General features: G+C 55.6%; 18 protein-coding genes. 8 read left to right on the top strand and 10 right to left on the bottom strand.

Annotated elements, in window-relative coordinates; all coding sequences use genetic code 11:
* Window positions 1–18: 18 nt before the first annotated feature.
* Window positions 19–444, top strand: a complete 426-nt coding sequence (locus ACL2XJ_RS12555) for an Rrf2 family transcriptional regulator (RefSeq protein WP_203522718.1) — start codon at window positions 19–21, stop codon at window positions 442–444.
* A 9-nt stretch (window positions 445–453) separates the two neighbouring features.
* Here the strand turns inward: ACL2XJ_RS12555 and ACL2XJ_RS12550 are convergent, their stop codons facing one another.
* The gene (locus tag ACL2XJ_RS12550) at window positions 454–1,299 is read right to left on the bottom strand and encodes an undecaprenyl-diphosphate phosphatase (RefSeq protein ID WP_203522719.1); all 846 of its coding nucleotides are present in this window, start codon (window positions 1,297–1,299) and stop codon (window positions 454–456) included.
* 341 nt (window positions 1,300–1,640) lie between these two features.
* On the opposite strand from ACL2XJ_RS12550, the gene hcp reads away from it, so the two are divergent.
* The 3 genes from hcp to ACL2XJ_RS12535 all read left to right on the top strand — a co-directional run bounded on the left by hcp (window position 1,641) and on the right by ACL2XJ_RS12535 (window position 4,673).
* On the top strand, window positions 1,641–3,299 hold the full coding sequence (gene hcp / locus ACL2XJ_RS12545) for a hydroxylamine reductase (RefSeq protein WP_203522720.1): 1,659 nt from the start codon (window positions 1,641–1,643) through the stop codon (window positions 3,297–3,299).
* 9 nt (window positions 3,300–3,308) lie between these two features.
* Window positions 3,309–4,286 (top strand): NADH oxidoreductase, encoded by a 978-nt coding sequence (gene hcr, locus ACL2XJ_RS12540; protein ID WP_132923303.1) that lies wholly within the window; start codon window positions 3,309–3,311, stop codon window positions 4,284–4,286.
* A gap of 147 nt (window positions 4,287–4,433) precedes the next feature.
* Window positions 4,434–4,673 (top strand): DinI-like family protein, encoded by a 240-nt coding sequence (locus ACL2XJ_RS12535; protein WP_132923304.1) that lies wholly within the window; start codon window positions 4,434–4,436, stop codon window positions 4,671–4,673.
* A 104-nt stretch (window positions 4,674–4,777) separates the two neighbouring features.
* Here ACL2XJ_RS12535 and ACL2XJ_RS12530 read toward each other — a convergent pair whose 3' ends face one another.
* Window positions 4,778–5,323 carry a YfaZ family outer membrane protein gene (locus tag ACL2XJ_RS12530; protein ID WP_132923305.1) on the bottom strand — a complete coding sequence of 182 codons (546 nt, stop codon included), beginning with the start codon at window positions 5,321–5,323 and terminating at the stop codon, window positions 4,778–4,780.
* 303 nt (window positions 5,324–5,626) lie between these two features.
* On the opposite strand from ACL2XJ_RS12530, the gene ACL2XJ_RS12525 reads away from it, so the two are divergent.
* The gene (locus tag ACL2XJ_RS12525) at window positions 5,627–6,073 is read left to right on the top strand and encodes a GNAT family N-acetyltransferase (RefSeq protein WP_413726653.1); all 447 of its coding nucleotides are present in this window, start codon (window positions 5,627–5,629) and stop codon (window positions 6,071–6,073) included.
* On the top strand, window positions 6,070–6,660 hold the full coding sequence (locus ACL2XJ_RS12520; RefSeq protein ID WP_132923307.1) for an FMN-dependent NADH-azoreductase: 591 nt from the start codon (window positions 6,070–6,072) through the stop codon (window positions 6,658–6,660). The genes ACL2XJ_RS12525 and ACL2XJ_RS12520 overlap by 4 nt, the downstream gene beginning before the upstream one ends.
* 14 nt (window positions 6,661–6,674) lie before the next feature.
* Here the strand turns inward: ACL2XJ_RS12520 and ACL2XJ_RS12515 are convergent, their stop codons facing one another.
* From ACL2XJ_RS12515 to ACL2XJ_RS12485, 7 genes are all read right to left on the bottom strand, one after another.
* The gene (locus tag ACL2XJ_RS12515; protein WP_413726652.1) at window positions 6,675–8,030 is read right to left on the bottom strand and encodes a sensor histidine kinase; all 1,356 of its coding nucleotides are present in this window, start codon (window positions 8,028–8,030) and stop codon (window positions 6,675–6,677) included.
* 57 nt (window positions 8,031–8,087) lie between these two features.
* The gene (locus ACL2XJ_RS12510; RefSeq protein ID WP_413726651.1) at window positions 8,088–8,765 is read right to left on the bottom strand and encodes a response regulator transcription factor; all 678 of its coding nucleotides are present in this window, start codon (window positions 8,763–8,765) and stop codon (window positions 8,088–8,090) included.
* Between the two features lie 10 nt (window positions 8,766–8,775).
* Entirely contained in the window at window positions 8,776–9,588 is an 813-nt protein-coding gene (locus tag ACL2XJ_RS12505) for a MipA/OmpV family protein (RefSeq protein WP_413726650.1), read from the bottom strand.
* A 277-nt stretch (window positions 9,589–9,865) separates the two neighbouring features.
* Window positions 9,866–10,432 carry a TIGR00730 family Rossman fold protein gene (locus ACL2XJ_RS12500; protein WP_413726649.1) on the bottom strand — a complete coding sequence of 189 codons (567 nt, stop codon included), beginning with the start codon at window positions 10,430–10,432 and terminating at the stop codon, window positions 9,866–9,868.
* Window positions 10,433–10,562: 130 nt separating this feature from the next.
* Complete coding sequence (gene psiE / locus ACL2XJ_RS12495) at window positions 10,563–10,961, bottom strand: phosphate-starvation-inducible protein PsiE (protein ID WP_132923312.1); 399 nt, start codon at window positions 10,959–10,961, stop codon at window positions 10,563–10,565.
* Between the two features lie 165 nt (window positions 10,962–11,126).
* A complete protein-coding gene (locus ACL2XJ_RS12490) occupies window positions 11,127–11,489 on the bottom strand; it encodes a type II toxin-antitoxin system HicB family antitoxin (RefSeq protein ID WP_413726648.1) in 363 nt (120 codons plus the stop codon).
* Window positions 11,486–11,761 (bottom strand): type II toxin-antitoxin system HicA family toxin, encoded by a 276-nt coding sequence (locus tag ACL2XJ_RS12485; RefSeq protein ID WP_132923314.1) that lies wholly within the window; start codon window positions 11,759–11,761, stop codon window positions 11,486–11,488. Before ACL2XJ_RS12485 ends, ACL2XJ_RS12490 begins: the two co-directional genes overlap by 4 nt.
* 162 nt (window positions 11,762–11,923) lie before the next feature.
* Between ACL2XJ_RS12485 and ACL2XJ_RS12480 the strand changes: the two genes are divergently transcribed.
* A complete protein-coding gene (locus ACL2XJ_RS12480) occupies window positions 11,924–12,760 on the top strand; it encodes a helix-turn-helix transcriptional regulator (protein ID WP_207917846.1) in 837 nt (278 codons plus the stop codon).
* Between the two features lie 12 nt (window positions 12,761–12,772).
* On the opposite strand, the gene ACL2XJ_RS12475 is transcribed toward ACL2XJ_RS12480, so the two are convergent.
* Window positions 12,773–13,714, bottom strand: a complete 942-nt coding sequence (locus tag ACL2XJ_RS12475) for a nucleoside hydrolase (protein WP_413726647.1) — start codon at window positions 13,712–13,714, stop codon at window positions 12,773–12,775.
* A gap of 177 nt (window positions 13,715–13,891) precedes the next feature.
* Between ACL2XJ_RS12475 and ACL2XJ_RS12470 the strand changes: the two genes are divergently transcribed.
* Window positions 13,892–14,209: a DMT family transporter gene (locus ACL2XJ_RS12470; protein ID WP_132923316.1), complete on the top strand. Its 318-nt coding sequence runs from the start codon at window positions 13,892–13,894 to the stop codon at window positions 14,207–14,209.
* The last annotated feature ends 401 nt before the right edge of the window (window positions 14,210–14,610 follow it).

Genomic DNA, 14,610 nt, shown 5'->3' with positions numbered 1-14,610 from the left:
TGGCTGTCAGGAGGGCTTATGAAGCTCACGCGATATACCGACTACGCATTACGGGTAATTATTTACCTCGGTTCGCGGGATGACGGCCTGTCGTCCATCGCTGAAATTTCCGCCTTATATGACATCTCGCGCAATAACCTAATGAAGGTAGTGCAGGATTTGGCCCATCTGGGCTATGTCGAGGCGATCCGCGGCCGCAGCGGCGGCATCCGCCTGGGGCGGCCGGCGCGGGATATCAATCTCGGCACGCTTATCCGCCACACCGAGAAAAACCAGAAGCTGGTGGACTGCACCCGGTGCGTGATTGCCCCCGTCTGCGGCCTGCCCGGGGTGCTGAGCGAGGCTACCCGGGCGTTTTTCGCCGTGCTGGATAAATACACCCTGGCGGATTTACTGGTGCAGCGCCACCATTTTAACGATCTGCTGATCTTCTCCGATCAATAATCCCCGACGTCAGCCGAGCCAAAATACCAGCAGCGCGGCGAGAATGCAGTAGCCGCCGAACAGATGCCAGCGGTCGTGTTCCAGCCAGCGCGACAGCCAGCGCAGGGCAACCAGGCCGGCAATAAAACTGAACACCATCCCCAGCAGGCTGGGCCACAGCATCGGCATGATTGCGCCTGACGGCAACGGGTGATTCGCCGCGCCGCCATGTAAGGCCCGCAGCGCTTCTTTAGCGATCACCACCGGCGTAAGCACCACCGCCAGGGCAAAGCTGAACTCTTCGGCGCGTCGGCGCGTCACCCCCATGGCCAGTCCGGTTGAGATGGTGGCCCCCGATCGGGAAAATCCGCGAAAAGGCAAACAGAGCCCCTGAACCAAACCGATGACCACCGCCCTGACGCTGGATATTTCACCGCCCTCGCGTTCGCCAAAACGTGACGAGGCGATAATCAAAACGCCGGCGGCGGCCAGCCCCGCCGCAATAAGCCTGCTGTTGCCAAACAGATGCTCAATTTCAAAATCCGCGGCATTGTGGGCATAAAGATGTTTAATCAGGCTTTGCAGGGTCAATCCCACCACGCCGGTCACCGCGGTGGCCAGAACAATATAAAAGGCATTGTGGCGGAAGGCCTTGCCGGAGCTGAAATAGGTGCTGCGCCAGGTTTTCCAGAAATAAAGAATTACCGCAAACATGGTGCCGGTATGCAACATCACCAGTAATAACGTCATTTCAGGCGCGGTGGGATCCAGACCCAGCAGCTTCTCGGCCATGATCACATGGGCGGAACTGGATACCGGCAGCAATTCGGCCAGACCCTGCACGATAGCGAGGATAACGATTTGTATAAAAGACATGGAGTCGGTCTCACATCAAGTCGAAGGCGATGATGCCATCGCAAAGGGAGGAAATCATAAGAAGCGCTAGCCTGGGGACAAAGGGTAAAGAATGAAAGAAGTCTATAGAAACCGCTTCGTTTTTACCGCTCAATTTTGCGTTAGAACTGTTACTGATCATTTCGTGCGGTAGTTTCTGCCGGCAACGATTTCAATGGACTATGAAGTGACAATCCGGATTACCCGCGAAAATTGCGCTATATCAAGTAATGATTAACTAGCGGAAATTGCACTATTACATTAAGCGGCGGCGTTCTATCTTAAAGATGCATTTTAAATGCATCTTATAAGGAGATCTCATTATGTTTTGTGTGCAATGTGAACAAACCATCCGTACGCCTCTGGCTAACGGCTGTGCCTACGCGCAGGGAATGTGCGGTAAAACCGCCGAAACCTCCGATTTACAGGACCTGCTGATTGCGGTGCTCCATGGCTTATCGGCCTGGGCGATACGGGCTCGTGAATTGGGCATCGTCGATCATCGGGTAGACAGCTTTGCACCCCGGGCTTTTTTCGCCACCCTGACCAATGTGAACTTCGATTCGGCGCGCATCGTCGAATATGCCCATGAAACCATAGCCCTGCGCGAGAGATTGATTGCGCGCTGCCGGGCCCTGGCACCGGGAGCGGACATTTCGCATCCCATGGCCCATATCACGCTGCCCGCCCTGTCGCTGGCCGGGCTGCAGGCGGAAGCGCAACGTTTCGCCCTCAATACCGATAAAGACGAAGTGGGCGCTGACATACACGGATTGCGAATGCTTTGCCTGTACGGCCTGAAAGGCGCCGCCGCCTATCTGGAACATGCCCATGTACTGGGGCAGTATGACGATGAAGTCTACCGTCAATACCATGAGATTATGTCCTGGCTCGGCACCCGGCCTGCGCAAATGGACGACCTGCTGGCGCAGTCGATGAATATCGGCAAAATGAATTTTTCCATACTGGCCATGCTAGACCGCGGCGAGACCGAAACCTATGGCAATCCGAAGCCCACCCGCGTGAACGTGAAAGCGGTGGCGGGCAAGGCCATACTGATTTCCGGCCATGACCTGCGGGACTTGCGGATGCTGCTGGAGCAGACCGAGGGCACCGGGATCAATGTTTATACCCACGGCGAGATGCTGCCCGCCCACGGCTATCCGGAGCTGAAAAAATTTGCCCATCTGGCGGGTAATTACGGCAGCGGCTGGCAGAACCAGCAGACTGAATTCGCCCGTTTCCCCGGACCGGTGGTGATGACCTCCAACTGCATTATCGATCCCTTCGTCGGGCAATATGACGAAAGGATCTGGACCCGTAGCATCGTCGGCTGGCCAGGGGTAAAGCACCTGGAAGGGGAGGATTTCTCGCCGGTTATCAAACAGGCCCAGAGCATGCCGGGTTTTCCTTACAGTGAAATCGAGCATATGATAACCATCGGATTCGGCCGCCAAACGCTGCTGGACGCCGCCGATACGGTTATCGACCTGGTGGCGCAGCAAAAGCTGCGGCATATCTTCCTGGTGGGCGGTTGCGACGGCAGCCGGGAAGAACGCAGCTACTACACCGATTTTGCCCTCGGCGTACCGCAGGACTGTCTGGTCATGACCCTGGCGTGCGGCAAATACCGTTTCAACAAGCTGGATTTCGGCACCCTGGAAGGGCTTCCCCGCCTGCTGGACGTAGGGCAATGCAACGATGCCTACTCGGCTATAACCCTGGCGGTAAAACTGGCGGAAAAATTGGGCTGCGGCGTCAATGATCTGCCGCTCAGCCTGGTGCTGTCCTGGTTTGAACAGAAGGCCATCGTGATCTTGCTTACGCTGCTGTCCCTGGGGGTAAAAAATATCTTTGTCGGCCCCACCGCGCCCGCCTTTCTCACCGACAATCTGCTGGCGGTGCTTAATCAGCAATTCGGCCTGCGTCCCATCACCGAAGCGACCCGGGATCTCGATGCCATTTTCGCCGCCTGCGCCTAAGGAGCCATGATGTTTGCACCTCACGCGTTATGCACGCACGCCATGCAGGTCCATCACATAGAGCAGGAGACCCCCGATGTCTGGACTCTATCCCTGATCAGCCACGATGTTTATGCTTACCAACCGGGGCAGTTCGCCCTGGTCAGCATCAACAACAGCGAGACCCTGCGGGCTTATACCCTTTCTTCAACGCCGGGGCAAAGCCGTTTTGTCACATTGACGGTGCGCCGTCTGGAAAACGGCAGCGGATCGGGCTGGCTGACACAGCGGGTAAAAACCGGCGACAACCTCTGGCTGTCGGATGCCCAAGGGGACTTCACCTGCGCCCGGCAAGAGGACGAACGGTATCTGTTTCTGGCCGCCGGCTGCGGCGTGACGCCAATCATGTCCATGTGCCGCTGGCTGGCGGCCAATCGTCCGCGGGCGGATGTTCAGGTTATTTACAGCGTGCGTTCACCCCGTGAGGTGATTTTCGCCAAAACCTGGCCGACGCTGCAGCCCTGGCTGAAATTGACGCTGTTTGCCGAACAGCAGGCCCTTCCCCCCGTGCTGGCCGGCCGTCTGACGCGGGAACACCTGGCGGCGCTGGTGCCGGATATCGCCATCCGCCGAGTCATGGCCTGCGGTCCGGCGCCTTATATGGATCAGGTGGAAAAAGATGCCATGGCGCTGGGGGCCACCGCTTTTATGCAGGAGCGATTCCATGCCCCGGCGGTGACCGGCACGCGGCAGCTTAAGATCACCCTGGCGCGGCTGCAGCGGGAATTCAGCGCGCCGGTGGGTGTTACCCTGCTGGCGGCGCTGGAGGCCAATAAAATCCCGGTTAACGCCGCCTGCCGCGCCGGCGTTTGCGGCTGCTGCAAAACCCGGATCCTCACCGGCCGCTATACCACCACCAGTACCATGACCCTGAGCCCGGCGGAGATCGCCGAAGGCTACGTGCTGGCCTGCAGCTGCCGGTTAGAAAGCGATGTCGCCCTGGCCTGACCTTGGGCGGCTCCCGTTTGCCTAGGCTTGCCTAAACCTGAACCCAGCGGATTACGGCCTAAATAAATGGCGGGAAATCCGCCATTTCCATTGATCCCGCCCGGAATAATCTGTATAAAAAACCAGTGCCACTAAAAGGGAGGTTTTATGCGGGTAGAATTGATTTATGACAAGCGCAACGTCAGCGGTTTACCAAACGCCGGCGCGTTAATCGAGGCGGAGCTGGCGAAACGCGTCCATCGCGTTTTCCCTGCCGCCGAAGTAAAGGTAAAAGCCATGCAGGCCAACGGCATCAACACCGACGCCAATAAACAGGAAAAGGCGGTATTGAATCGCCTGGTGGAAGAGATGTTCGAAAACGCCGATGAATGGATGATTGTGGAGTAAGACGCCTGACGCGTGCCCTCTATGGAACGGCAGGGCCCGCGATCACCTATCGTGCAACGAGCCGGTCAAAGGGAACCCTGCGGATGTGGCCGCCGGCGCAGCCGTCAGAAGTTGAACGCTCCGCCGATATAAGGGCCGTCAGCCACAATGTTGTCGCGGTCGCCGTCTTTACCGTCTATCGCCATATAACGATAGCCGACGCTGACCGTCACCACCGGAATCGCCGTCAAACGCACCCCGGCGCCGGCTTCGGTGTAATTGCCGATACTGCTGGAAAGCGACTCTGGGGAATAATAATAATCGCCGTACAGACTGAACAGGCCGGCCACCGGCAGCTGCAGCCCGCCGCCCACCGCGACGGCGTACCCTTCATCGCCGTCTTTCGGCCCCATATACAGGCCTTTGCCGCCGGCGGTGGCCATAAACGGGCCGAAAGGAATATTGTACCCCAGGCCTAAACCGGCCACATCGCCGTTGTCGTCGTTGTGCGCCCAGTTACCGGTCAATGCCAGGCCGGGCGTGGTGGTACCGAAACCAAAACCCAGGTTAGTATAATGTTCACCCACTTCACCGGTGACGCTGGCGGCACTGGCTGATGCGGCGGCAAACATCAGGCTGGCGACAGCGCCAGCAGCAAGAATCTTGTTCATTATTTATCCTGAATATTCAAAATGGGCGGGGGAAATTCCGCCATTGGCAGTCTAACCCAAAGCGGGATAAAAAGTAGCGGGTTATTGGCTTGAATATCATGATTTAACGTTCATTTCATACAAAAAATAGCCAATTTCGGTTTAGTCTCGCCTGCTGCCCCCGCGCCGCATACCTGCGCAGCGTGGGCAGAGATTGGAATCATGATCATGGCCTATTTTCATTGTTAATTCTTGCACCTGTTGGCTGGGGCATTCTTTGTCTACTGTTAAGACTCAACAATCAAGACGACAAGGAAACCGGCTATGACCCCCATCAGGATAAGCCATATCGACAGCGAGCAGGATTGCCTTGCCTGCTTTGACGTTATGCGGGAACTCAGGCCGCATCTTGCCGGCGCACAGGCATTCGCCGAGCAGGTAGGGCGGCAGGCCGGCCAAGGCTATCGGCTGCTGGCGGCGTGGCAAGACGAACAAATCACTGCCTTGGCGGGCTACCGACTGCAGGAAAACCTGCTGTACGGGCGCTTTCTTTACATCGACGACCTGGTGGCAACCGCTCGTGTCCGCAGCCAAGGACAGGGCCGCGACCTGATGGCGGCGTTACGCCAAGAAGCGATGCGCCGGGAGTGCGCCTATCTGGTGCTGGATACCGGCCTGGCGAATGCTCTGGCGCAGCGCTTTTACTTCCGCCGGGGCCTGCTGTCCAAAGGACTGCATTTCACCCTGTCGCTACAGGGGGATAAATCATGAGCACGCTGCTTTATTTGGAATGCAGTCCCCACGCCGGTCATTCCCTCGGCGCACGGCTGGCCCGTGGCGTTATCGACGACATCACATCCCGCCATCCCGATGTCGGGGTGGTCACGCGTAGCCTTGTGCTTGACCCGCTCCCCCCGCTGTCGGCGCGGTATGCTCAAGGGATCACGGCCTCGGCGCTTCGCGATGATGAGGCATTTACCTGTTCAGAACATCTTATCGACGAACTGGAGCGGAGCGAAGGTTTGCTGATCAGTACGCCGATGCACAACTTTGCCGTACCCGCGGCGCTAAAGCTCTGGTTAGACTATGTGTTGCGCAAGGACCGCAGCTTCAAGACAACGCCGCAGGGCAAGGTGGGGACGCTCAGAGACCGCCCCACCCTGGTACTGGTCCGATCCGGAGGCCCGTGCACCGGCGAAAACGCCAGACAACCCGATTTTTTGACGCCATATCTGCATTACGCGCTGTCGGCCCTGGGCATTGGTAACGTTAATTTTGTTTATTTGCCCGGCCTGAGCCCTTCGGAGGAAGATCTGGAACTCACCCGCTGCGCGCTGGCTGCCGTACCTCTGCTTTAAGCTGCCGGACCGGCTTAAAACCAGACAATAAACCGGGTTCCCGGCGCGGAAGGCGCCACCGACAGCCGCCAGCGATGGGCCACCGCGATCTCCTTGCAAATAGACAGGCCCAGCCCGGCTCCTTCATGGACGGCGTCGGGAGCCCGCCAAAACCGATCGAACAGGAAAGGCAGATATTCGGCCTTAATGCCTGGTCCGCTGTCTTGTACCTGAATCGAACTGTCGCTGATGGCAACGCTGACGGCGCCATAGGGCGGCGTAACGTTGATGGCGTTTTCAATGATATTTTTCAACAAGATAAACAAAGCGCTACGGTCAGCGGTTAACAACGGCAGGGCGTCCGGCGCGTCCACCTGCAGTTTCACCTGGTTCTTATCGGCCTTGCGGGCCAGATACTCCACCACATCCTGAGCGACATCCACCGTGTCCACGCCGGCAAAATGATAATTCTGCGACTCGCTCACTTCCGCCAGATGCAAAAGTTGCCGTACGTGCCTTGCCATCAAATCGATTTCAAAAAACAGGAGTTCCTTGTCTTTGATTTCCGGTTGCAGCTCAATCTGGCCGCGAATCAGGGTCAGGGGCGTTTGCAGCTCATGGGCGGCCGAGGCCAGGAATTCCTGCTGCACTTTGAAGCCGTTTTCCAGCCGCGCCAAGGCATCGTTAAACGCCAGGAGCAGCGGCTTGATCTCGCTTGGAATGTCGTTATAGGACAACCGGGTTTTCAAATTGGCCGGGGTAATGGACGCGGCGGCGCCCGAGGCGACTCTTACCGGACGCATGACCCGGCGCACCGTGAAGGGAAAGGTCAGACTGAATAAAATCATAGTAATAAACAGTGACCAGCCGAAAATTTCCGGGATCGGCTTGAGTTTCAGATTCATGATGGCTTTATTGAAAATCTCGCTGGTGGCGACCTGGACATAGAATCGCGTCCCCTGTTGATCGATGCCTAACGTCACCAGATCGAACCGCCGTCCGTCTATCATCACCTTTTCGCGCAGGGTCGCCTCGTTGGCCAGATTCTTGCTGTCCAGCGTGCCGAAGAGCCGGCCCTGGGGAGATTGCAGCAGAATATTACCGGCCTCATCGCATACGCGATAGAGGATTTCGCTGGCGGCGGTCTTGACCAGCCATGCCGTTTGCCGGTCGAATATTATTGATGCCGGCCGGCCGCTATCGTCAAACCGAAGCCCGGCCGCCACCTCCTGCGCCGTCTTCATATCCTTATCCCGCTGCCACATGAATTCCGGGAACTGATTGAAAACGTACAGAACAATAGCGGTAATAATCGGCAGGCTCAGCGCCAGCGCGGCTACGCTGATGAGCCATAGCCGGGCGGACAGGCTGCTGATCCAATACCTGAACATACTGACTTTCCTTCCTGTGCTGTCGCCCGGCGGCGGGCATGTTGCGGGATGAAGGCCTTATGCGGCGGACTGAAGGGAAAAACCCACGCCGCGGATATTTGCGATGCGTACCGTAGCGCCGACGCCGGCCAGCTTTTTACGCAGCCGATGGACCGTAACCTCCAATGCATTGGGCGTAACCGCATCCGCCAGCCCCCATGCCGCATGCTCCAATACCGCATGGCGCACGGTCTGCCCTGCGGCGCCGAGCAGCGACAACATGATCTGCAGCTCCGCCGGCGCCAATATCGTTACTCGGGCGCCGCAGCGCAGCGCGTGCTCCTGCGGGTCCACGGAGATATCGGCAAAACGCTGCACCAGCGCGGTCATTTTAACCGGCCGTCGCATCAGCGTACGCACCCGTGCCACCAGTTCGCTCATTTCAAAGGGCTTGCTTACATAATCGTCCGCCCCGCTCTCCAGGCCCTCGATCCGATCGTGCAATGCATCTCTGGCGGTTAACATCAAGCATGGCGTCATCTGGCCGCCGGCGCGCAGGTTGCGTAAAAAGTTAAGCCCGTCCCCGTCCGGTAATCCACGATCCACCAACAGTACCGCATACTCCGCCTGCTTCATCCCATAGGCAGCTTCGGAAAGATTGGCGAAAATATCCGTTTCCACTCCCGCGCTCAATAACGCCTGGCGGATCATCTGCGCCAGGCGCTGCTGATCCTCGATCAGCGCCACTCGTGACATAGGCCGTTACTCACCTGAATGTATAAAGATAACCGAACTTCGCCTCGGGAATATAGGTTTTGCCCACCAGCGGGCTATCGGTAATGCCGCCGCCCAGGCGGGTGACCCCGACGTCAAGGCTTATGCTCTGGTTCGGCGTTAGGCTATAGCCAAAGCTTGTACCCACTGACGTATTGTAGGTGGATTTGCCATTGTACTGGTTACGTCCGGGACGAGCTTCCGACGGCATCACGCCATAATAATAATCGACATTCTTATCGCTGAGCCACTGGGCGCCCAAATAGGGTTTGATGGTAAAATCCCCAAAGGCGAAGGACTTGCCGAATTCGATATCGGCCTTTTGCCCTTTGCTGCCCGCGGTCAGGAAGTCAGCGGAAAGCGTGCCGAATCCCATATCCCACGCCGCCGCCGGGCCGAACCAGAAGGCGCCTTTGCGTTTTTGCATGTCGTTGAGTATCGGCGCGTCCGATCCCTTGTAGCCGTCTCCAAGGGCATAGCTGCCGCGCAGGGTAAGCTGCAGGCCGCCCCATTTACCGACCTTTGCGTCCACGGTGGTCCCCAGGACACGCACCCATTTGTCCTCAAAATAGACCAAAGGAAGCGGCGTAAAGTCGGAACCATAACCGCTGTAGGGCGATTGGTGGTAACCCAGCCCAGCTCCCAGTCCCCACTGGGTGGTATCCGGGGCATCGCTTAGCAGCGTAAAGCCGAAATCCTCACCGGCGGACTCGTTGACACCTTCCGCCCAAATCGCACCCGTGTACAGCAAAACCGACGCCGCCAATAACGGCAACCAGGACCTATGGCTAAGAAATTTTGTCACAATCGTGCTCTTGAGTTTGAAAAAGGACGGCACGACTTTAAAACCCAACGACTTACTGTTTACTTACGGCCCGCCATTTCAGCACGGGCGGACAAAAAAGCGATCTCGCCGGGCTAAGGGCGCAACAGGCGATATATCCTGGCCTCCCAGGGTTGCTATAATGGCGGCCATTGAATACGGTAGGTGTCTAACTGATGTGCGAGAACACTCATGTCACCGCTGACGGGATTGATGCGCCGGTACGTTGAGCAACGCCCGGCGCTGATGAATATATGATTTATTGCCACTTATGTTTCGGCGGCTGATAATTTCTGAATTTTTCCAAAATGACATCCGGTTTATGTTCAACAATCAGCATATCCAGATATTCAGTTTTCAGGAAACCCTCATCGGCCATGCGCCGTATCATGGACAGCAAATGAGAAAAATATTCATTGACGTTCAGAAAGGCACAGGGCTTTTGATGTAATCCCAGCTGCGCCCACGTCCATTGCTCGAATATTTCTTCCAGCGTGCCGGCGCCGCCGGGCAGGGTCAGGAAGGCATCGGAAAGATTCGCCATCATATATTTTCGTTCATGCATATCTTTCACGACATAGAGTTTTGTCAAACCGGTATGGGCAATCTCTTTTTCAACCAGCGACTGAGGCATAACGCCTATCACCTGGCCGTCATGTTGGATGGCCGCATCGGCGATAGCACCCATAAGGCCTACTTTCCCGCCGCCATACACAATTTTTAAATGATTTTTTGCAAAAAAAGCACCGATATTTCTGGCCGCCTGAAGATACACGGGGTTAAGGCCCGCGCTGGAACCACAGAAAATGCCGATACTGTTTAACATTAATAGCTCCGCAATAAAGGTCGAAAATTTTTATATCAATCCAACTCATTGACATGAATATCATTACCAGAAAAAAACGAAAATCAATAGCGCGGACGTCAAAAAATGACCGCGCCGCCCCATGGGCACTCTATTCTCGCTTCAGGCGATTGCTGTTTGCCAGCCACAGGGTGAACACCAGAATCAAGATTGCCGCCGAATAATAGAGCGTATCCAGAGAATTTTTATGGTCGACGATAATCAGGCGAATAATTGCGGTAATACTGATATACACAAAATAGCGCAGCGGGAAGTGATAGCCGGACTGGAAGTATTTCACAATCAGCGCGATAAATTCGAAATATAAAAAATAATTAACAATACCTTCAATAAGCAGGTAGGTTGACGACTCCGCGTCCGTATGCAGCAGCACCTCGCCCAGATGGTAAGTTTCCTTGCCCAAAAAAATGATAAGAATAATCCCCAGACAGACCAGTCCGATGTTTAATATCATTTGCAGCACGGTTGCAATGCGCAATCCGGTAATCATGCTCACACCTCTGTTTCTGTTATGCCACGCACAAACCCCACCAGCATAACATGCCATTGTGTGATACATATCACAAAAAATCCCCTAAACTCAACGTTCAGCTACGTCACATTGCTTGCACCGCCTGCCTGTTTTTCGCAAGCAGCGTCTTCCCAAGGCGAGGGTTCAGGCGTGTTTAAGGCGTTCATTTAACGTTTCAACAATAAATGAATTCACCGAGACATGATGTTCAGCGGCAGCAACGGCCAACTGCTCCCCGAACGATTCAGGGTAGCGGAGGGTAAAGGTTTTCACTTTCTCTTCCCGTTCGTAAGGGTCGATGAGATTTTCCCGGCAATCTTCCAGGTATTCACGCAACGACACCTCCCCTTCGCTTTTCAAACCGTCGATGCTATCGGCAACAAAGTCACAATAGCCCGATAGGCCGATAAACTTACCGCGGAACATGCCAATTTCCGGAACATAGCTGATAATGGCCGGCTGTCCGGCAACAACCATGGTATTAGGGGTTTTCAATACTTTTGTCATGGTTCGACTCCTATGCTCTCCAGCCATTCCCTCAAGTCGGCTAACGCCCCCTTGTCAGCGTCAGGCGACGGATGGGGACGATGAAACCGGGCAATACCGCCATTAAGTAAAAGCCTTACCCGAGACCCGCTGCCTTCCTTGATTTCACCCCCTAATGCGCAAACGAGTGACTCAATATCAGACCATTTGACGCCAGAGGGTACCGGCGTTTTGAAAATTTGATTTAACACCGTCCGTTGCTTCTTACGTAGGCCGGTAATTTTCTGTCGCATTAACTCATCCATGAGTTCAGTGATTGACATTAATATAGCGATTAGCTTTGGTGAAGTCAATTTATGAAGTCACCGCCATGTATAGACACAGATTGCTCTCGCCTTTATCTTATAGGGGTAAAGCAGTCACTTTATACGGGTATAAGGATAAACAGGATGAGCATGCCGGCCACCTCTACCAATCAGCTTGGAACCTACCTCAAGGATCGCCGCGGCAAACTCGATCCGGCGGCTTTTGGCTTTTCATTGACACGCCGGCGGACACCGGGGCTGCGGCGCGAGGAAGTGGCCCAGCGCGCCAATGTCAGCCCGACGTGGTACACCTGGCTCGAACAGGGCCGGGGAGGCGCGCCATCGGCCGAGGTGCTGGACCGGATAGCCGGCGCACTGATGCTGACCGGCGTTGAACGCGAGCATCTTTTCCTGCTTGCCCTGGGCCGCCCCCCCGAAGTCCATTACCAGGCGGGCGAAGGCATATCGCCGCGGCTGCAGGGCGTGCTCGATGCGCTGCCGTTCAGCCCGGCCTTTGTAAAGACCTGCACCTGGGACGTGGTGGCGTGGAACCATGCCGCCTCGGCGGTGTTCGATTACGGATCCCTCGTCCCCGGCCAGCTCAATATCCTGCGCCGCATATTCCTCAATCCCGAGACCCGCGCGGCACAGCTTGACTGGGAAAGCGTCGCCCGGTTCGTGGTGGCGGCGTTCCGGGCGGACGCCGTGCGGGCGGGCGCCGCGAAGAATATTGAGGCATTGGTGGACGAGCTCTGCCGCCAAAGTCCGGAATTCGAGGCAATGTGGCGGGACAATGACGTGCGCGCGCACGGCGAGGGCTTAAAAAGCCTGAAGCACCCTCTGGCCGGACTTATCGCCATGGAATATTCGTCCTTTGCCGTCGATGGCCGGCCCGATCTCAGCATGGTTGTCTACAACCCGGCAACGCCGGCGGATTATGAACGGGTCCGCGCCTTGGTTGCCTCCTTGTCTCAAACTGCCCGGTAACGGGCCGGAAAATTACCTAAGCAGCGCGTTGAAATAACACTCCGCCACCCGCTGCGCCTCCACGGCAACACACACCTCGGTTGAAGAGAGATGTTCGCTGCCCTTTAAATGCTCGCCGAAATAATGCAGCGTCTGGCCCGCGGCGGGGCCTTCCAGTACCACCTGCACATTGCCAGCGACGGTGCGATAAAACTCCGGATGGATGGCGCAGATAAATGCCTGCAAATCGTGAGGGCGCATCCCGTCCAGGCCATAGCGCGCTTTGGCATAGGCCACATAGCCCTGAATGAGGCGAAACAGGATTTGATGATGCTTGTTAGGGTGATTTTCCAATTGGCGCAAGCGCGAATTATCGAGCAGCACCTCATGGGTCACATCCAGGCCGACCATCGTCAGCTTCAGGCCGCTGTTAAATACGATTTGAGCCGCATGGGGGTCACGGTGGATATTGGCCTCGGCAACCGGCGATTTATTACCGAAGTGGCCGTTGCGCAAAGTGGTTCCCCCCATGATGACCACCTGCTTTATCAAACCGGCAATAGCCGGATCCAGACGGCAGGCCAGCGCCACATTGGTCAGCGGGCCGACGGCTATCAGCGATATTTCCCCGGGATTGGCCCGCACGGTATCGATAATAAATTGCGCGGCATGGCGTTTATCCAACCCGTTGCGGGGCGCGATATGAAAGGCATCCCCCAGCCCGTCACGGCCGTGCGCCGCCACCGACGGGGCATTGGGTTCGATGATAAGCGGGACTCCGCAGCCCCGCGCCACCGGACAGGAGATATCCAGTTCCTCCCTGAGAAACAGGGCATTGCGGGTGGTTACCTCAACGGTGTTGTTGCCGAACACCGTTGTCATCCCGACAAGCTCGATATCCTGGCTTTCAGCGGCGAAATGCAGGGCGACGGCATCATCCACGCCCGGATCGGTATCGTAAATTGCCCTGATCATGTTATGCCTCATAATTAAATAATTTATACATCATATTTATTTAAGTAAATTCAGGCAACATTCGTGTATTACTGCCGGGTTTGAATTTCCTTTGAACTGTGCTAGGCTCATATTCTCTCTGGACGACCAGACAGACTTTAACTCATTTAGGGACGGCCCTGTTATCGGAGTGATACCATGGCTTGGTTATATCTGTTATTAGCGGGTCTGTTTGAAGTGGTCTGGGCTACCGCAATGAAAGCGTCTGAGGGTTTCACCCACCTGATACCGAGCGCCATAACGCTGATTTTCATGATATTAAGCTTTATCCTACTGGCCATTGCCATGAAAACATTGCCGCTGGGAACGGCCTACACCCTGTGGGTGGGAATAGGCGCGATAGGCGCGTTTATTATTGGCGTGATATTATTTGGCGAAAGTCTCAACCCTTACCGGATTATTGCCGTTGCGTTGATTATTTCCGGCGCCACGCTGCTTAAAGTTATGTCAAAATAAAATGATGAAACTTTTACGCTGTTTTACGCTGTCGCATAAATAACAGTTTATCAGTCGATCCGAGCAGCTCTAGCGTGAACGTTTTAAATAGCCGAAAATATTCAGCGTCGCCGACGCGGGCTGTGGCTGACTGAACTTCAAGTAAATTAGTAGCCTCATTATATGTCCGATAAACCCACTAAATGGCCTTGATGGTACGCCGTTCTTTTCAGGGCTGCCTGTACGGCAGTGAACTGGCGAAAAATGATTTTCCATAACCGGAGTGACTTCTGAGCTGCCGCACAGGCAGTGAACTCATTTAGACGTGAAGAAAAAGATATTGAAGAACTTCTGAGCTGCCTGTGCGGCAGCTCAGAAGAGGGACAAACAGCGGTGACTCTCCGGCACGTTGTTCACTGCCT

This window comes from Sodalis sp. RH16 (assembly GCF_047324245.1).
GTDB lineage: Bacteria > Pseudomonadota > Gammaproteobacteria > Enterobacterales > Enterobacteriaceae > Acerihabitans > Acerihabitans ligni.
This window is presented reverse-complemented; position numbering and strand designations above follow the sequence as displayed.